Origin of the sequence: Erwinia sp. AnSW2-5, from assembly GCF_045107195.1 — a bacterium.
Lineage (GTDB): Bacteria > Pseudomonadota > Gammaproteobacteria > Enterobacterales > Enterobacteriaceae > Erwinia.
Map to the genome: position 1 here is coordinate 173,875 of NZ_JBJGXA010000009.1, position 18,371 is coordinate 192,245.

Sequence of the window (18,371 nt, forward strand, 5' to 3'; positions counted from 1 at the left end):
GTGCCAGAATGTTCCTCATGGTGGCAAGGCATCTCCAATACTGGCTAACAGGCGGTAAAATAAGAGAATCTGATTACGGGAGCCGGAATGATGCGTGTGCGGGAGGTGTGGCAGGTCAGATCGGTTTCCGGGGTTGCACGCGGATGGTGCAGGAAATGCGTTGAGGGTGTGCAGGTGTTGAATGGAAGAGGCGGACCTGAATTCGGGTCCGCCCGGTTTCGCCCGTATTAACGCTTGCTACGGTTACGGTACATATCAATTGATACCGCGGCGACAATAATCATCCCTTTGATAATGTCCTGAATGTAGGCATCAACACCCACGAAGGTGAAGCCGCTCTTAATCAGGCCGAGGATCACCGCACCGATCAGCGTGCCGGTAATGCGCCCGACGCCACCCATCAGGCTGGAACCGCCGATAACCGCAGCGGCAATCGCATCCAGCTCGTAGCTCAGGCCCATACTTGACTGGCCGCTGCTGACGCGCGCCGCCAGTACCACACCCGCCAGGCCAGACAGGCCGCCGGCGATGGTGTAAACGATGATCAGGTATTTATTAACGTTGATACCGGAGACTTTCGCCGACACCATGTTGCCGCCGATGGCGTAAACATACTTACCGTAGCGGGTATGTTTCAGCGCGATATGGAAGATCACCGCCACCACCAGGAAGATAATCACCGGCATCGCACCCTGACCAATCGACGTAAAGCCATCGGACAGGAAGCTGATTGGGTTACCCTGAGTGTAATACTGTGCCAGACCACGCGCCGATACCATCATCCCCAGCGTGGCGATAAACGGTGGAATACCGGTTTTGGTGATCAACACGCCGTTGACGATACCGCACAGCAGGCCGACCCCTATTCCGGCGCTAATCGGCAGCGCGGCAGGCATATCCACCAGCGATGGGAACATCGGTGACAGACTTTCAGAGGTTTGTGCCAGGCTGGCGGCAACCACCGCCGTAAGCGCAATCACCGAACCGGACGACAGGTCAATCCCCGTGGTAATAATGACCTGAGTCACCCCCACCGCAATAATACCGATAATCGCGACCTGTAGAACAATCAGCACCAGGCGGTTCGGGTTCATCAGGAATGACTGATCGCGAACGTACCAACCGAAGGCTTCAAATATCAGCGCGATGCCGACCATCACCACAAAAATACCGGTATCTTTAGGCAGTTTGCCTTTCAGATTGCTAAAGAACGACGGTGTCTCAACTGACTGTTGCGTTGTCATTTTCACATCACTCATGTTTGTTTACCTCACGCCCTTACTCGGACGCCAACGACAATATGGTTTCCTGGTCGGCTTCTTCTTTATTGAGAATGCCGGTAATACGTCCTCCGTGCATCACCATCACGCGGTCACTCATGCCAATAATTTCCGGCAGTTCAGAGGACACCATAATGATGGCAACACCACGGCTCGCCAGTTCGCTGATTAGACGGTAGATTTCCGCTTTTGCGCCGACGTCGATACCACGGGTGGGTTCGTCAAGAATAAGGATCTTCGGTTGTGCCAGCAGCCAGCGGGCAATCAATACCTTCTGCTGATTACCGCCACTCAGGTTGTTAATGATCTGGTCCATCGTTGGCGTCTTGATATTCAGACGCTTGATCTGTTCCAGACAGTCTTTCGCCATATTGGCATGATTGACAAAGCCGCCTTTGGCGCTGTAGTCAGTCATTTTGACGATACTCATGTTTTCCATCACCGACAGCACCAGGAACAGGCCTGACTTTTTACGGTCTTCGGTCAGGAACGCCAGCCCTTTATCAATTGCACTGGCCGGCGAATCAATCGTGGTTGGCACGCCATCAATCAGGATCTCTCCGCTGTCGATGGATGTCATACCAAACAGACTTTCCATCACCTCACTGCGTCCGGCACCCACCAGACCCGCCACCCCAAGGATCTCCCCACGACGTACGCTAAAGCTCACATCGTGGAACACATCCTTACGCGTCAGGCTGCGTACCGTCAGAACATCTTCGCCAATATTGCTGTCTGTTTTTGGGAACAGCTGGGTCAGCTCACGCCCTACCATCTGGGTGATCAGCGACTGGCGCGTGTAGCTCGACGTTTCATTGCTCGCCACCCAGGTGCCGTCACGGAATACACTGACTTCATCGGTAATGGCAAAAATTTCATCCATTTTATGGCTGATATAGATGATGGCTTTGCCCTGCTCACGCAGGTCGCGAATGATGGTGAACAGATGCGCCACTTCGGTTTCCGTCAGTGCCGAGGTCGGTTCATCCATAATCACGATGTCGGAGTTCCAGGAAACCGCTTTGGCGATCTCCACCATCTGCTGGGAGGCAATACTGAGATCGCCCACCATCTGATCGGGACGCAGACGAATATTCAGCTTAACCAGCAAATCTTTGGTCAAACGGTTGAGCTTACCGTGGTCAACGAAGCCGAATTTCATCGGCTCGCGACCCAGCCAGATATTCTCGGCGACCGTCATATGCGGTACCAGATTAAGCTCCTGGTGAATCATGGAAATTCCCGAACGCAGCGCATCCAGCGTGTCGGTAAATTGCACAGGTTGCCCTTTAATACGGATCTGCCCCTCATCGGGACGATAAATCCCGATGAGGCACTTCATTAAAGTGGATTTACCCGCACCATTCTCACCCATCAGAGCATGCACCGTTCCCGGCTTGATACGGAATGAGACGTTACTTAACGCCTTCACACCCGGGAAAAATTTGCTGATGCCTTCGGCTTCAAGCGCATATGCGGTCATTTAACTACCTCCGTACTACGAGTTCAGCGAAAGTTATTTCAGATTCTTGCTGGTGAAGTTTTCATAGTTATCTTTGGTGATCAGCTGGAACGGGATATCCACAATCTTCTGAACCTGCTCACCTTTCACCAGTTTCACTGCGGTCTGAACTGCGCCTGCACCCTGTCCTTTGGCATCCTGGAATACGCTGGCAACCATCTTGCCGTTTTTGATCATCTGCAATGCATCCGGGGTACCATCAACGCCAGCCACCAGGATTTTCTGCTCGTTCTTACCTAACGCCTGAAGGGCACCGATGGCCATTTCATCGTTATTAGAGGCGATGGCCTGGATGTCATCACCGGCGGTCAGCCAGTTACTGGTGACGTCAACAGCATCGTTACGGGTAAACTTCGCGGTTTGTTCCTGAACCACTTTCAGGCCAGGGTATTTCGCCACAATCGCTTTCACGCCTTTGGTGCGCTCACGCGTTGCTTCGTTTGCCAGGTCACCCAGCAGGATGGCGACGTTACCTTTGTAATCCATGCGTTTTGCCAGTGCTTCCATCTGCAAGCGGCCAGCCAGTTCGGAGTCAGAACCCACGAACGCCATTTTGCCTGTCAGCGTGGTCGCCGGTTTACGGTTAACAAACACCAGCGGAATGCCCGCTTTGGTCGTCAGGTCGACAATCGGTTTCACCGCGTTGGTATCTACCGGGTTAACGATGATGGCGTCTACGCCCTGGCCAATAAAGTTTTGAACCTGTTGCAGCTGCTGTGCGACGTCGCCTTTGGCATCTTCAATCTGGCCTTTAACGTTTTCCGTTTTCATCTCATTAGTAATGGAGTTACGAACAATCGTTAAAAAGTTGTCATCAAACAGTGCCATAGAGACGCCAACCTGCAGGTCTTTGGCAAAGCTGGAGACCGGTAACATGCAGACTAACAGTGACGCTAAAATTGTTTTTTTCACGTTCATGTCCAAGCCCTTATTATCGTTAGCATGCGAAGGTTTAAGATTCTGCGAATGAAAAATTTCTTTTACATTCAACCAACCTCACCGACGGCTTTATTAAAGTGTAGGGGGTGACTATCTCGGGTAAAACTATCTTTCTTATTACTGTGTATCGGAACCTACTTTTACTCTTAACAACAACACATTACATACGACCCACTGTTTCTTTTTCCTTCATCCCCACCTGCGTTACCGCAGAGCAGTTTTTTTGTTTCAAAATAACGTCAATTGAAACTTTCACTATGAAAGCATCGAAACGCATGTTTTAAAATCAGCAAATAACAAAAATTTGACACACCTCTAACATCGGCCAGCTAATCGCAACAAAGTGAGATCTGGCGCAGAGAATGGAGATTGTCCGATAATGATAAAAAAGCATCAGAACGCTGCTTTTGCCAGCAAACGCACCGATTGAGTAGAATAGGCCTTTGACATTTAGCAGACACGCCGTTAACATGCGCCCCGTTCACACGATTCCTCTGTAGTTCAGTCGGTAGAACGGCGGACTGTTAATCCGTATGTCACTGGTTCGAGTCCAGTCAGAGGAGCCAAATTTAAAGAAGCCCGCTCAGGGAAACCTGAGCGGGCTTTTTGTGTTTTGGGGTTATTGAATCTCTGACAAAAAGAATCAGCTCCTGCAAGCATGGCGCGCGCAGAGTGTTTTCTCATCGCTGTGGGCCGCTCCCTGTTAAGCGATCCAGCTTGGGTACAGCATGGTCAATGGCAATGTCACCGCGTTGAACCGATTTAATCCTGCCTCCCTGTCAGAATGGGTTCAGGGCTGCACGACATTTTTTTTGGTCTATTTATAAGCCGGCCATTTAGATCAGGACCGTCTGAATAGCACGGCCAAATCGTAGGCGATCCGAAAGGAACAGAATCCAGTATAACCATTATGCGCCACGCTGATCGCGCGAAGCCCTCTCTTTTTTCAGGTAAAAATAATTTACCGGCGCTTTATTTACTTTACTGAGTTTATTATATGCTTGTGCAATAGAATGACGCCTTCACTCGAATTCGAGTAAGGGTTGTGACTGAAATTGGCGTAATGAAAAAAATTTGTTTCTGTAATTAATACCTACAGAATTATGCTAAAAAATATGAATAATACTCACTTAAGAAAATTTAATAATTTAAATTGACAGTAAGTACTTTGTGCGTTAATTTTTTGACATGAATTAACCTATAGTTTCAAAATACTCTTTTTATAAAATAAAGGAGATTTTCAGCTTGGCGACTAATTACGAAGAAAAGAACATCTTGTTCTGGGATGAGTTGGCACGTATTCACTCAGGTATATCTGATTATGATCTCGCTAATTATAACCCTAATGAATATAAACTAAAAACCGTTGAACTTGCTGCACTCGGCAATGTAACCGGAAAGCGTATTCTTCATCTTCAGTGTCATATTGGGTTAGACAGCTTTGCGCTGGAAATGATGGGAGCTGAAGTTACTGCCATCGATTATTCTTCTGCAGCAATTGACGCCGCCAATACCATCAAACAACGTTTTGGACTGAGGACTACCTTCCACTGCTCCAGTGTTTATGACCTCACCTATTTGGAGCCAGGGACATTCGATATAGTATTCACATCATATGGCATTCTTGTCTGGCTTGAACACCTTGATCGTTGGGCGAAAACTATTGCCACACATCTCAAACCAGGCGGTGATTTCCTGATTATTGATGAGCACCCTATTGCCCGCATGTTCAGCAATCCGCACCAGGATAATACGGCCCTCAACATAGATAATCTTAGCGCCGATATGCGGGAGGGGGAGCCTGTCAAAGCCAATTATAAATATTCTTATGCAAATAGTGACAATCAGATAGAGAACCAGGAGCAATACGTCTGGTTTCATTCCCTCTCTGAAATTATAACAAGCTTAATCACACAAAACATGAGAATCATCGAATTTAAAGAATTCAACATGAGTTTCTACAAGGCATTCTCTCAACTTGAACTGGATGAAAATGGATGGTGGTGTTTCAACAATGAAACACCACCCATTCCTCTTATGTTCTTATTATGGTTAAAAAAATAATAGGCAAAGGAACTTCTATGCAAGAGATAATATTAGCAGTTAACATTCCTATGTTAGCCGATGGTACGGTAACTTATGATGGTAACGTCGTATTGGCGACAAGAGATAATATTATAACCGCCATAGCTGAAGAGCGTGTTTCAAAGAAAAAATATGATGGCCACGTTAGCTGTGCGGTGAAAGAGGTGTTGGAAAAAAACAAGCTTACTCTGAATGATATTACAGCGATTTCCGTCGTCAGTTTCGGCCAACCGATGACCTCTTCTGGCGAGCTAGATGATAAACTCAAACAAGAAATTGACGCACTCTTTCCAGGTTTTGAAAACCTCCATATCGTACAGTCCCACCATGCAGCACACGCGCTGAGTGCTATAAGCCAGACTGACTGCCAGCGGGCACTGGTTGTCGTTGCAGACCATACTGGCAATATTATCGGTGAAAGAACCGATCCGGCAGTATTGGAAAATAACGCAGCGGAACAAATTAGTTATTACCTGTATGAACATGGTGATATGCGGTTGGTTGCTCAGGATAATACGCAGCCATGCGATCAGGGATATGGTCGATTTTATGGTGATGTCACCTGTTACCTTGGGTTCAACAGTTACCGTGAGTCAGGAAAAACAATGGGGCTGGCTTCATTTGGAGACCCCACCGTGTTTGAACATTGTTCCGCTTTTAGCGAAAAATCCTGCGGGGTGGTATCAGCCCTCAAAGATGAGAGCTATAGCGATGATTGTACCAAGGACATCCAGGGCTGGTTCAGAAAGCAAGGGGTAGAGATCCCTGATCGGCGATTGAGTTCTGAGGTGATTCGTCCTTTCGATATGCACCTTGCGGCCTGGGCACAGGATCAGTTAGAAAAATCAATTATCCATCGGGTGAAAGGCTTAATTGATAAATACCAGGTGAATACGCTCTGCGTCACTGGCGGCGTGGCGATGAATTCCGTGATGAATCATAAGCTGGAAAAAGCGTTGGGTATCACCGTTTACGTTCCGCCTTCTCCCGGAGACGCCGGATTGGCACTTGGCGCAGCAGCCCACTATTTCTGGCAGAGGGATCGCCTGGTGCCGAAGTTCCATTCCTCACCCTATCTGGGGCCAATTTATTCCCACGATGAAATAATGGGTAGCATTTTGACCTGTGAAAAGGAGTTTAGCATTCAGCAGATTAACGATCCTGAAAAACAGGCGGCGAGAATGATTGCAAATGGAAAGGTTATTGGCTGGTTTCAGGATCGCAGCGAATACGGCCCAAGAGCCTTGGGCAACCGCAGCATCCTGGCCTCACCGTCCAATAGCTGGACGAAAGAAATCCTGAATAGTCAGATCAAATTGCGCGAGTGGTTCAGGCCCTATGCCCCCGTGGTATTAGAGGAAGCGGCTGACACCTATTTTGAGATGCTGTCACCCGTGCCTTATATGATGAAAGTTGCGCCGGTAAAGCCTCAGGCCAGGATGGATATGCCTGCCTGTATTCATGTTGACGGTACTGCCAGATTACAGACTGTTTCTGCTGATTCGAATACTAAATTTTATAACCTGATTAAGGAATTAGGTAAGCTAACCGGCGTTCCGATTGTGCTAAATACCAGTTTTAATCTGGCAGGAATGCCCATCGTGGAAAGTCCGATGGATGCAATCAACTGCTTTAAAAAAGCGATTGGAATGGATGCACTTTTTATCGGTGATGTTCTTCTCGAAAAAAAAGCTGGCTGAAAAAACAAACAGGCATGAATGCCGTAAGTGATAACATATGTTAACCAGTAATAAAGTAGTTAATCTTCTGCTGATAGGCTTTGGCCCACATGCTAAAAGAATATACTATCCGCTCGCAGCTGATGCCATCGATGACCCAACATTAAATTTATGCGCGGCTATTGATTTTATTTCTTCAAGAAGAGAGATTGAATCCTATCTTTCTGGCAAAGCACTTCAGCCAGCCCTGTTCTTCATCAATGATATTGATAATAGTGAGCAGACACTCAGTACTGAGGTTGAACAAACACTCAATCATATTGTTGCACAATACGGAATTAATGGCGTGATTATCGCCACCGAACCGTTAGCGCATCTGCAATATGCGACATGGGCGTTGGAAGCGGGTTTATCCATACTCATGGATAAACCCATCTCAACCTATGAAGGTATCTCCACTTCAATTTCTAAATCGTTAAAAATTGTCGAAGACTATCATTCACTCAATGCGCTTTATCAGAAAAAAAAGCGAGCTAATCCGTTACTGGTTTTCTCGTTGATGGCGCAACGTCGCTATCAGACTTCTTTCAATTTTATTAAAAAACGCATTTCTGAATGTTTTATCATGACACACTGCCCTGTTACGAATGTACAAAGCTTCCATTCTGATGGCCAGTGGCGCATGCCGACAGAAATAGCAGAGCAGCATTATCACCCTTATAACCAGGGCTACGGTAAATGCTCCCACAGCGGCTATCACTACTTTGATATCGTTCCTTTCGTGCTGGAGTCCGGGTTTGGGGAGGGAAAAACGTTTGATAATATCGAGGTATTCTCAACGGCGATAAGACCGAATGACATTCTCAGTCAATTCACCCTGGATGATTACCGGTCTTTATTTGGAAGTCACGAGTTCGATGAAAGTAACTTTTATGATGAAAAACAGTTGAGTCTCTTATTTGATAACTTCGGTGAGGTGGATTGTAGTAGCAGCATTCGTTTTAAGCAGGGTGACAGAACGCTCACGCTGGCATCCATCAATCTGTGCCACAATGGCTATTCTCAGCGCAACTGGGTCACTGCGGCTGGGCGAGATCTTTATAAAGGCAATGGCCGTGTTTCTCATGAATCTCATATCTTTCAGCAGGGACCGTTCCAGTCTATTCACTTTCATTCTTATAAATCCGATGAACCCGGCGTCTTCAGGGAAGATAATACGCACCAGATAGGTACAAAAGAGCACCTTGAGATCTATATTTTCCGCAACCACAAGATGTTGGGCGGTAAACACATTGAGATCGTTAACATTGATGATCTGATTGCAATGGAAGGTGGGCGAAAAGGTTTAAAAGGCAAATCGAAAGCGAAAGCTTTTTTTGAGTTTGTTGCCGGAATGAGGGGCGAGATCGCCGCTGAGGAACGCGTGTCGGACTTCAGCAAACACGAAGTGGGCGCGACCCTCACTTCAGCTATTTACCAATCCATCTGCCATGGTTATTACCAGCTGAATCCGCTCATTCGTCGCCGTTTTGCCAAAGCAAAAACGCTTTCTGTTCCCGAGGAATATGCCCATTTATGACACATCAAAAAAACGTTTTAGCACACATCCTTTGCCTGTTTCCGCTGGTCATTGCCGCGCCATTAGGACTGGATATCTTCCTGCCCGGTGTACCGATGGCAGCCCTCGAACTCGGTAGTGATGCCGGCATGACGCAGTGGCTGATCAGTGGGTTTGTGTTGTGCTTAAGTCTCAGTCAGCTATTTTTTGGGCCGGTGGTCGACCGGTGGGGATCGCAGCGGGTTCTGCTGTGTGGCTGTAGCATTTATGCTTTGGGGGCACTGGGCGTTTATTTCGCTGACAGTATTTCACTGCTTATCTTGCTGAGGCTGATGCAAGGATGCGGTGCGGGAGCGATGGCGGTTGCGGTTTTTGCCAGCGTCCCTCTGCGCTTTCATGGAGCAATGGTCGGCAAAGTTTTCAGTATTCTGAATGGCATGATCAGCCTGGTTCCTGTGCTGGCCCCCATTGTTGGAGGGGCGCTGATCGTTCACTACGGTTGGAAATCCAGTTTCTATCTCCTCGGAATTTTCGCACTTGTGTGTGGGGTTCTGGCCAGTTGGCGCCCCCTACCTGAAGGGACAACAGGAAGTGATACCTCTGCGCCTGCAGTATCTGCAATGACTGGCTATCTGGATGTCCTGCGCCATTCTCAATTTCAGCTGGGATGTTTTTGCGGTACTTTTGGCTTTGCCACACAGTTAATTTTCTTTTCCAGCTCTCCCGCCGTTTTAATTGAAACGCTGCATATTCCTGTTGATCGTTTCGGTTACTATTTTGCCATTAACGCCCTGGCGATCACCGTCGGCAGTCTGCTGACAGCCAGGCTCTTAGGACGAGTAAAAGAGAACGTTCTCTTGCTTGGCGGTGCCCTATTACTGTTACTCGCTGGGATCGGATTTATGATCACAGTCTATGTGATGGGTATTTCGGTTTGGGCTTATATCGCAGCCGCGACGATAGGCAGTATGGGGTTTGCTGTACTGATTGGTACCGGAGCCGCTGTTGCACTTACACCATTTACCCAAATGGCAGGACGCGCTTCCGCGCTCCTGGCAGCAATACAGATGTCATTCTCCTCGCTGGTTTCCTGGTGGGTTATCGCAACCTGGAGCCCGCAATGGTCGTCGATGATTGTGGCCTATGTTCTGTTGGCTGCCGCAATAATAGTTTTACTGTATCGGGCCAAAGTGAATACCGCGAAAGCACAATCTGTATGAACGGTATGGCAACGTGCCTAATCGAATGAAAGGGAAACACGATGAAACTCGAAACACAATTAGTCACCGCTGGCCGTGAAAAACGTTATACCCAGGGTTCGGTAAACGCTGTGATCCAGCGGGCTTCTTCACTGGTGTTCGATAGCGTGAAAGATAAGCAATTTGCTACGGCAAACCGGGCGAATGGCGAATTGTTCTATGGGCGCTACGGCACATTGACGCATTTTTCTTTCCAGCAGGCAATGGCGGACCTTGAAGGTGGCGTGGGTTGCTCGCTTTATCCGTGCGGCGCTGCGGCAGTGTCAAACGCGATCCTCGCTTTCGTTGCTACCGGGGATCACATCCTCATGACCGGTGCAGCATACGCACCGACGCAAGATTTTTGCAATAAAGTACTGAGTCAATTTGGCGTATCAACGACCTATTACGATCCGCTTATTGGTGCCGGGATTGTCGATTTAATCAAGCCAACGACACGAGTGGTGTTTCTGGAGTCCCCAAGTTCCGTCACGATGGAGGTACAGGATGTACCCGGATTGGTAAAAGCCATTCGCGCCGTTAATCCTGAAATCATCATTATGATCGATAATACCTGGGCGGCGGGCGTATTGTTCCGCGCTCTGGACTATGGTGTTGATATCTCGATTCAGTCAGGAACCAAATACATCATCGGTCATTCGGACGCGATGCTCGGGACCGCAGTGGCGAATGCCCGTTGTTGGGATCGGTTGCGTGAAAGCGCCTACCTGATGGGGCAAATGCTGGATGCCGATACGGCTTATATGGCGTCGCGTGGATTAAGGACGCTGGCGGTCAGGCTGAAACAACACGAGATCAGCAGCATCGCGATTGCCCATTGGCTTGAGGCGCGTTCGGAAGTGGCACAAGTGAATCACCCTGCCTTACCACAGTGCCCCGGGCATGAATATTTTGTACGCGATTTTCTCGGGTGCTCGGGTTTATTCTCCTTCGTGCTGAAAAAACGTCTCACCGATGAGGACCTGGCAAGTTTTCTGGATAACTTATCGTTATTCCACATGGCCTACTCATGGGGCGGCTTTGAATCCTTAATTCTGGCTAGTCAGCCTGAAGAGTTCAATGATATCCGCCCGGCGGGTAAGATCGCTTTCACCGGTACTCTGGTGCGGATACATATTGGTCTGGAAAATGTTGAAGAGTTGATTGCGGATCTGGACGCTGGGTTTGCGCGTATTGCCTGACGGCATTGAACGTTGATACACAGCAGTGTGGAGTGGCCCTGTTCCCGTGGACAATTCTGTCGTCTGCCGGAACTGCTTGAACGCATTGAAGGTGATAATTAGGGCCATGAACTCACCTACCTTGCCGCCCTGTTGACACTGTATTTGTTCATGCGCCCCTGTGAATATTCGCATTATTCCGAACTCTCTGAGGAGCCTCGTGAAATGTCCGCAAAAATGCATCACGCATTCTATCAGCCGATTTGAAACCCACGTTAACAGCTATCTGTTCGAAACTGTCACGAGTTTGCTGCACACGTTCCCGGGCAACGTCTAAACGCACCTGCTCAATTGCTTTCGCTGGCGTAACACCCATTTTCTTCCGGAACGCTCTTGAAAAGTTTCGAGGACTCATGGCAACCCGACAAGCCAAGATATCCACAGTGATCACCTCAGAAATATGCTCCCGAACCCACCCCAGCAACTCTGCAAAAGGTCCACCATATGGGTCGACAGCCAGCAAACTGGATTTTTGCGAATATCCCCCAGGACGCCGGAAATAGACAACAAGCTGTTGAGCGACCTGTATGGCAACAGCGCGTCCCAGATCCTCTGCAATAAGGGAAAGTGTTAAATCTATCCCCGCAGTGATCCCCGCGGATGTCCATATATTCCCGTCACAAATATAAATAAGATCGGGCTCCACTCTCACTTTGGGGTAGCTTCTGGCCAACTCCAGCGCCCGATTCCAGTGTGTGGTAGCCCGCCGCCCATTCAACACGCCAGCGCTGGCCAGAATAAATGCACCGGAACAGACACTAGCCAGGCGACGTACCTTCCTGGAGGCTCGTCGAATATAGTCGATAACTGATGCTCGCTCTGAAATATCAGTGGCTCCCTGCCCCCCCACGACAACCAGTGTGTCATAATCCATGGGTAACCATGAAACTGCGGCCACCGCAAGACCGCATGAACTCTTCACTAATCCTTCAGTTTCTGGTTGTGAAATTACCCTAACCTCATAGCTGCCAGGAACAATCATATTGGAAATCTCTAAAGCCGAGACAGGACCAGCCATGTCAAGCAATTGAAATTCATCAAAAATCATAACGCCTATCTTACGAGCCATGGCAGAAAAACCCTGAATTTTGTCATTGATCATAGTGTGCATCAGAGTTATTTTTTATGCATAAGTTGTTAATGTGAAATGAATAAATTTAAACATATTTCTGACCTGATTTATCACCAACACTAATAAATAAAAATCACCAAATGGAATAAAATAAATTTTCCTGATTCATCCATCTACAAGCTTAAGGGAGTGTTATCTTGGAAGCGATAGATTTTAGTTTATCAGAAAATACAACACCCATTACTAATGGCCATCGCGCTCTCACGACTTCCAATAAAAATAAAAACTCACTTTATACCGAAAGTGAATTTAGAAAAAAATCACTGAAAATCCCCACAGGTTTTGTATTCGAAAAAATAGTTCCAGCATTGATAAATTCGATGGAACAAAACATCGCACATCGTCTCACTGCCGCGGCCGTTAGGGCCAACCGTAATGCCTCACTGTATGATATGAGAAATGCGGGCCCAGCAGAGATCGCAACAGAGATTCTCTTCGACCCCAAACTGGTAAAGGTCATTGCAAGGAATACTGGAAGAGAAGAAGTATTCCATAAAATAAAAAAATTAAACAAAAACCGCCAACCGCTACTCCTCGGAATACCTCTATTTTCTCGAAAACCTGTTTCTCCAATTAAAAACAGGGGGAGGCTTCCTGACATTGGTGATATCCACTCTATTATTCGATGTGCGGAACTCGCCAAGCTACTGTCCTGGGTTCATGATTATGATATTAACATTAGCGTTTTCTCTGATGGGTTCAAATATCAACGCGCCTGTGGAACGCCAGGAAATATAATATCTGACTATCAAAAAACCCTTCGTTTTTGGACCGAAAAAATCGGTATAGACAAGTATGTAAGCGTAATAAACTACGAAGATGCTGTTGCTAAAAAGCTAGGGGTAATTCAATCCAGTATTCGTGATGAAATATATTTCAACACGTATCACAGACTCGTAAAACAAACCAGACATCTATTTAACCCCAACTCCCTATATAGAAGCTTTCATTCTATCGAAGCTCAGGCACCCCTTGGTTCTAAATTACGTTATGTATTTTTATCCATCGCAAGTAGTGTTTTTTATAAAAGTGACGATCTGGGCAATCGAATCATCGGCCGAAGCGACTTGGCTCAGAATATCTTCGTCAAATTTATGTCGGATCTGTATGAAGCTATCCAGAGTCCCACTTCTCTAAAAACATCTAATCGTGAATTAATGGCATCACTCATCCTTGAAGCTTGGGATGCGGCTCTGAAATACATGGCCATATCACTTACAGACCATAATATTGACATATGGAATAAATTACAGCCCCATGGAATAAAGCTAACTATCCATGGAAAGCCTGATGAGATTCAAATTCGCCCCACGAACTCTAAATTTCCTACAATGACATCACAACACTCCGTTGGTGGAATCATCGCGACAAGATCCGGGGCAAAAATAACCTGTGAGTATCGAATCGAAAGAGAAGCGGCAAAAGAAATACCGATCCTACTAGAAACCACATCAAGTACATACCCAACCAACAACAACGTTCCTTATACCATTAGAAAAATGATCGACTCAGAACAACCTTTTTGTTATGTGCCTGAGAATGTCGAGAACATCTATCAACTTTTATCAGGGAGTTATACTGATGCCTAGCGCTCCTATCTTATGGAGAAAATTGCAAACAACACAGCGGCTTAATCCTGTCAGGGAGATGGATATCTATAATTTATCCAACGACGTGGCTGGATTGTTCCGTCAGCGTCTCCAAAGTCAAATCTTGACCGCAGCCAAACGGTTTTCGAAGGCGGCTACTCGCAGTCTGGATGCATTATCTGGTTCGCATATTTATAAAGATGTGAAATCTGCTGGCGGACGACATGCCGCCTTAGTTACAGAGCTCTTTCGTAATGCACATTTTATTTCTAACAGTGGCAGCCTGGACACTGCAACTTTACATTGCAAACTAATGGCATCGTTATCCAGTGATAAGACCTTAGTATTTGAACTTGGCTGGGGACAGGCCAAACGTGACGCAGGACAGCTTAGGACATTGGGTGCTAACGCGGATATCGCTGAGATTTTGGCGATAGCCAGGCTTATTGCCACCTTTAAAGCCATCGAGTTCTTAACAGGTCGTAAGGTTAAGCTTCGAATTATCACAGGTGGACAACGTTTCCGTTTAGCCCTGTTCATTCGTCCGGAAATGGATTCAGCTTATAACAAGAAAAGGGAGGAGATCGCCAGGTGGTTGTCACCGGAGGCTGAAATTGAATTCGATACCATACAGAGTTACTGGTCAAACGAAGAAATCAAAGCAAGGCTCGAAGCCGATGAAAACCCTATTATCACCCACCCAATGACGGAAGAAGATTTCCGTTTTGCTCTTTTCGCTATCGATTGGTATGGCGTTCTCGGACAAGGAAGTGCGCATGACATGTATCTTCCATCATCTCTTACCGAAGCGCTAAAAACACAATCGTATTCGTTAAAAACCGACTTTCTTCGTTCGGTGATTGCTCTCACCGCTAATCCGACGATTGACCTCAGTATGATAAATTCACCCTTCCCAAGAGAATTGTTGCACGCCACCAGCAACTGGTTTAGTGAAGTTGCCCGGAATTCAGCGGATTTATATATTCGTCTTGGACATATCACTCTAAGGAATCCCAGAGAAAGCGGCCATAGTGACCAACCTGTTCTACTCACCGTGATAGAAAAACCCGAACGTCCGGATATTCCTTGCTTCCAGTTGCTCGGCCGCCGATATGGTAAGACGCTGCCGCAGCACTTAACAGGATCTCTGGGAGCTGGCGAAAACATCCTTTTCGATTCGCTATATCTCATTGAAGCCGCCACCGCTTTATTCTGTATTCCTGAGCTTTCCGATGCCCCTCTAGGGGTTACATCATTATTTAAAACAGACGTAATCCACAAGCTATTACACCTTCATCTATTTGATGATGTTGAACTTTCTTGAGGTACAGGAGCAAAAAATGGATACAACATTACTCTTCTCAGATGTAGCAAACGCTTATGCGGCTTATCGTCCATCCTATCCAAATGAAATATTCCACAAACTGCATTCATTGGTACCAACTCCGGCTTTTGCGGTCGATATCGCCGCTGGTACCGGTATATTTTCACTCGGATTACAGCAGAGCGGGTATAGCGTCACCGCAGTCGAGCCAAATGCAGCCATGCGCACCGAGTTGGTAAAAGCGAATGCCTCAGCCACGTTTACCGTAGTGAATGGCACAGCCGAAAATTCCGGGATTTCTGAGCATTCTGCAGACCTGATTACAATAGCCCAGGCATTTCATTGGGTTGATCCTCAGGTAACGCGAACCGAGTTCCAACGTGTTGGAACTCGCGCATGTATAACTGCAATCGTCTGGAACTCTCGTAACTTCTCGGATACTGCTTTCATGCGCGACTATAGGGCATTACTGAATGACTTTGCCCCGGCTTACAGATCTATGAAAAATCACTGGTCTAACCTTAATGATCGAGTACAAGCGTTCTTTCAAGGGAAATACGACTATCACCAGTCCGCTAATATCATCCCTGTCACTGAAAATGAAATGATTGGCAATCTGCTGTCACTTTCCTATGCCCCACCTTCAGCCACTCCTGAATATGAGCGTTTCATTCAACAGGCCAGAAACATTTTCGACAAGCATCAGCAAGATGGGCAGGTCCTCTTCGATCTATCCACGCATCTCTATACGGGCAGACTCATTTGACAGGAGCTATCCATGACGACGGAAAACCGACAAATCGGCATGTTATTATTTCCTGAGGTCACTCAGTTGGACCTCACAGGACCTGCAGAAGTCTTCGCAGCCAGTAGGCGCTGCGATGTCCATTTGATCTGGAAAACACTCCAGCCGGTCGTTACGGGATCGGGATGGTCCATCAACCCAACTCGCACTTTTCACACAACACCGCCGCTGGATGTGATCTGTATTCCCGGCGGTTTCGGCCAAATCGAGCTGATGGAAGATGACGAAACACTCACCTTCATCAGGGAACAAGCAATCCATGCCTCTCTCGTCACATCGGTTTGCACTGGTTCTTTGGTCCTGGGGGCCGCAGGATTGCTCAAGGGTTACCATGCAACCAGCCACTGGATGTCTTTAGCACAACTGGCGTTGCTGGGCGCCATCCCCGTCCGGGAGCGTGTCGTGTGCGACCGTGACCGTATCACTGGCGCAGGTGTATCCGCCGGTATCGACTTCGCCCTGCACGTTCTGGAAGCTCTCTTTGGGTCAGAAACCGCACAGGACGTCCAACTTGGGATCGAGTATGACCCGGCCCCGCCCTATATATTTAATGAAGTGGCGGTTCCGACCCGGCTTGCCCGGTTAACTCAACGCGCTCATCAAAAACAGATGCGACGCCTTGAGGCAACTCTTAATGCGGCCTCTCGGCTGGAGGGGCAATGAAATATCTTCCGAAGGACGTTTGGGTGCTGGCATTGTGCCAGGTATTTTTCACCGCGGGCATCTCGGTGGATCTGACCATCACAAGCCTCGCAGGGCAATCATTGACTTCTCATCCCGGACTTGCCACCGTTCCCTTTGCTCTATTAACGGTGGGGGGGGCGCTGGCCATGCCACTACTGGGCTTGCTGATACGGACCTATGGTCGAAGAACTGCTCTCATCACAGGTTGTATCTCCGGTTTGATTGGCGCTTTAATCTCAACAATATCCGTCTGGATGCATAATTTCTGGGGCCTCTGTCTGGGATGTCTGCTGGTTGGTGCCTTCCAGGCCTCTGCTCAGTTTTATCGTCTGGCTGCCGGTGACCTGGTGCCGCCCGAGTCCAAACAACATGCGGTGTCTATTGTTCTTGCCGGAGGCGTCATTGCCGCTTTCTTTGGCCCGGTTCTGGCTGTCTGGAGTGCAGCTCTGTGGCCTGGTTCATTCTACGCTGGCGCCTATGTGTCCGTCGGATTGTTCACGCTGCTCTCTGCTATCCTGTTGTGCGTCTGCTACAAAACAGATGCTCTCCCCACAACGTCAAACCGAGTCCTTGTAGCTCCAACTCGTGCGTTCAGAGCGCTTAAACAGCCCACTTACCTGGCGGCAACTGTGAATGGCGTATTGATTACAAGCATTATGATGTTGCTCATGAGTGCTGCGCCCTTAGCCATTGTGCAAGCTGGCTGGACGATGTCAGACAGTGCCGCTGTTATGCAATGGCATTTAGTAGGGATGTATGCCCCCTCCTTAATCGCGGGCTTCATCTATCGCAAACTTGGTGCCAGTACCAGCATGGTCATTGGGATCGTGATGACGTTGTTGGCGGTTGTGGTAGGGGTATACTGCGCACATTATCTTTTGTCATACTACTGGGCACTTACCTTGCTCGGGGTCGGATGGAATATCAGCTTCGTCACCAATTCTATTCTCCTGTCTCATGGGGATGATTTACACAAACGACGGGAGGCCCAGACAGCAAGTGAAACGCTACGCTATTTCTTTTCATCGGTGGCATCACTAGCCGCCGCTGCCGCTTTGGAATATCTGGGATGGAATGGACTCAATATCATCATGCTCCCTTTTTTGTTAATAGGCATCGTGTCTTGCGTATGGTGGATTATCATCCATAGAGTTAATGTCAGGAAAAAAAACACTCAATAAGAATATAATTAGCACAACTCAAATAACAGAGTTTCAGCCAGAAAGCACAATTCGGGATTATTCTTAATGAAGGAATTATTCTATGTAGCCGATACGCACTAAAAGTGGATCATG

Annotated in this window: 14 protein-coding genes and 1 tRNA gene; 11 read left to right on the plus strand and 4 right to left on the minus strand. The window is 47.6% G+C overall.

Annotated features, from left to right (window positions below; genetic code table 11):
- Positions 1-227: 227 nt before the first annotated feature.
- The 3 genes from ACFL9S_RS08065 to ACFL9S_RS08075 are packed head-to-tail and all read right to left on the minus strand — an operon-like array spanning position 228 to position 3,720.
- Positions 228-1,259 carry an ABC transporter permease gene (locus ACFL9S_RS08065; RefSeq protein WP_405261316.1) on the minus strand — a complete coding sequence of 344 codons (1,032 nt, stop codon included), beginning with the start codon at positions 1,257-1,259 and terminating at the stop codon, positions 228-230.
- Positions 1,260-1,278: 19 nt separating this feature from the next.
- On the minus strand, positions 1,279-2,763 hold the full coding sequence (locus ACFL9S_RS08070) for a sugar ABC transporter ATP-binding protein (protein WP_405261317.1): 1,485 nt from the start codon (positions 2,761-2,763) through the stop codon (positions 1,279-1,281).
- Between the two features lie 33 nt (positions 2,764-2,796).
- Positions 2,797-3,720, minus strand: coding sequence for a sugar ABC transporter substrate-binding protein (locus ACFL9S_RS08075; protein ID WP_405261318.1), 924 nt, complete (start codon positions 3,718-3,720; stop codon positions 2,797-2,799).
- Between the two features lie 511 nt (positions 3,721-4,231).
- On the opposite strand from ACFL9S_RS08075, the gene ACFL9S_RS08080 reads away from it, so the two are divergent.
- From ACFL9S_RS08080 to metC, 6 genes are all read left to right on the plus strand, one after another.
- Positions 4,232-4,307, plus strand: a tRNA-Asn gene (locus ACFL9S_RS08080).
- A 679-nt stretch (positions 4,308-4,986) separates the two neighbouring features.
- Positions 4,987-5,805, plus strand: coding sequence for a class I SAM-dependent methyltransferase (locus ACFL9S_RS08085; protein ID WP_405261319.1), 819 nt, complete (start codon positions 4,987-4,989; stop codon positions 5,803-5,805).
- Between the two features lie 17 nt (positions 5,806-5,822).
- The gene (locus ACFL9S_RS08090; protein WP_405261320.1) at positions 5,823-7,526 is read left to right on the plus strand and encodes a carbamoyltransferase C-terminal domain-containing protein; all 1,704 of its coding nucleotides are present in this window, start codon (positions 5,823-5,825) and stop codon (positions 7,524-7,526) included.
- 37 nt (positions 7,527-7,563) lie between these two features.
- Positions 7,564-9,084, plus strand: coding sequence for a hypothetical protein (locus tag ACFL9S_RS08095; protein ID WP_405261321.1), 1,521 nt, complete (start codon positions 7,564-7,566; stop codon positions 9,082-9,084).
- A complete protein-coding gene (locus tag ACFL9S_RS08100; RefSeq protein ID WP_405261322.1) occupies positions 9,081-10,283 on the plus strand; it encodes a Bcr/CflA family efflux MFS transporter in 1,203 nt (400 codons plus the stop codon). The genes ACFL9S_RS08095 and ACFL9S_RS08100 overlap by 4 nt, the downstream gene beginning before the upstream one ends.
- A gap of 41 nt (positions 10,284-10,324) precedes the next feature.
- The gene (gene metC / locus ACFL9S_RS08105; protein ID WP_405261323.1) at positions 10,325-11,503 is read left to right on the plus strand and encodes a cystathionine beta-lyase; all 1,179 of its coding nucleotides are present in this window, start codon (positions 10,325-10,327) and stop codon (positions 11,501-11,503) included.
- A 148-nt stretch (positions 11,504-11,651) separates the two neighbouring features.
- Here metC and ACFL9S_RS08110 read toward each other — a convergent pair whose 3' ends face one another.
- The gene (locus tag ACFL9S_RS08110) at positions 11,652-12,644 is read right to left on the minus strand and encodes a GlxA family transcriptional regulator (protein ID WP_405261324.1); all 993 of its coding nucleotides are present in this window, start codon (positions 12,642-12,644) and stop codon (positions 11,652-11,654) included.
- A gap of 167 nt (positions 12,645-12,811) precedes the next feature.
- Between ACFL9S_RS08110 and ACFL9S_RS08115 the strand changes: the two genes are divergently transcribed.
- Genes ACFL9S_RS08115 through ACFL9S_RS08135 form a run of 5 tightly spaced genes read left to right on the plus strand, consistent with a single transcriptional unit; the run spans position 12,812 to position 18,257 of the window.
- On the plus strand, positions 12,812-14,263 hold the full coding sequence (locus ACFL9S_RS08115) for an L-tyrosine/L-tryptophan isonitrile synthase family protein (RefSeq protein WP_405261325.1): 1,452 nt from the start codon (positions 12,812-12,814) through the stop codon (positions 14,261-14,263).
- On the plus strand, positions 14,256-15,587 hold the full coding sequence (locus ACFL9S_RS08120; protein ID WP_405261326.1) for a hypothetical protein: 1,332 nt from the start codon (positions 14,256-14,258) through the stop codon (positions 15,585-15,587). Before ACFL9S_RS08115 ends, ACFL9S_RS08120 begins: the two co-directional genes overlap by 8 nt.
- Before the next feature lie 16 nt (positions 15,588-15,603).
- Positions 15,604-16,353 (plus strand): class I SAM-dependent methyltransferase, encoded by a 750-nt coding sequence (locus ACFL9S_RS08125; protein WP_405261327.1) that lies wholly within the window; start codon positions 15,604-15,606, stop codon positions 16,351-16,353.
- 12 nt (positions 16,354-16,365) lie between these two features.
- Positions 16,366-17,055 (plus strand): DJ-1/PfpI family protein, encoded by a 690-nt coding sequence (locus ACFL9S_RS08130; RefSeq protein WP_405261328.1) that lies wholly within the window; start codon positions 16,366-16,368, stop codon positions 17,053-17,055.
- A complete protein-coding gene (locus ACFL9S_RS08135) occupies positions 17,052-18,257 on the plus strand; it encodes an MFS transporter (RefSeq protein WP_405261329.1) in 1,206 nt (401 codons plus the stop codon). Before ACFL9S_RS08130 ends, ACFL9S_RS08135 begins: the two co-directional genes overlap by 4 nt.
- Positions 18,258-18,371 lie beyond the last annotated feature (114 nt).

Excerpts from the sequence above, each read along its gene's own strand:
- ACFL9S_RS08135 (WP_405261329.1), top strand. The coding sequence starts at position 17,052 with ATGAAATATCTTCCGAAGGACGTTTGGGTGCTGGCATTGTGCCAGGTA.
- ACFL9S_RS08130 (WP_405261328.1), top strand. The coding sequence starts at position 16,366 with ATGACGACGGAAAACCGACAAATCGGCATGTTATTATTTCCTGAGGTC.
- ACFL9S_RS08090 (WP_405261320.1), top strand. The coding sequence starts at position 5,823 with ATGCAAGAGATAATATTAGCAGTTAACATTCCTATGTTAGCCGATGGT.
- ACFL9S_RS08120 (WP_405261326.1), top strand. The coding sequence starts at position 14,256 with ATGCCTAGCGCTCCTATCTTATGGAGAAAATTGCAAACAACACAGCGG.
- ACFL9S_RS08065 (WP_405261316.1), bottom strand. The coding sequence starts at position 1,259 with ATGAGTGATGTGAAAATGACAACGCAACAGTCAGTTGAGACACCGTCG.
- ACFL9S_RS08070 (WP_405261317.1), bottom strand. The coding sequence starts at position 2,763 with ATGACCGCATATGCGCTTGAAGCCGAAGGCATCAGCAAATTTTTCCCG.
- ACFL9S_RS08075 (WP_405261318.1), bottom strand. The coding sequence starts at position 3,720 with ATGAACGTGAAAAAAACAATTTTAGCGTCACTGTTAGTCTGCATGTTA.
- ACFL9S_RS08100 (WP_405261322.1), top strand. The coding sequence starts at position 9,081 with ATGACACATCAAAAAAACGTTTTAGCACACATCCTTTGCCTGTTTCCG.
- ACFL9S_RS08095 (WP_405261321.1), top strand. The coding sequence starts at position 7,564 with ATGTTAACCAGTAATAAAGTAGTTAATCTTCTGCTGATAGGCTTTGGC.
- ACFL9S_RS08110 (WP_405261324.1), bottom strand. The coding sequence starts at position 12,644 with ATGATCAATGACAAAATTCAGGGTTTTTCTGCCATGGCTCGTAAGATA.
- metC (WP_405261323.1), top strand. The coding sequence starts at position 10,325 with ATGAAACTCGAAACACAATTAGTCACCGCTGGCCGTGAAAAACGTTAT.
- ACFL9S_RS08125 (WP_405261327.1), top strand. The coding sequence starts at position 15,604 with ATGGATACAACATTACTCTTCTCAGATGTAGCAAACGCTTATGCGGCT.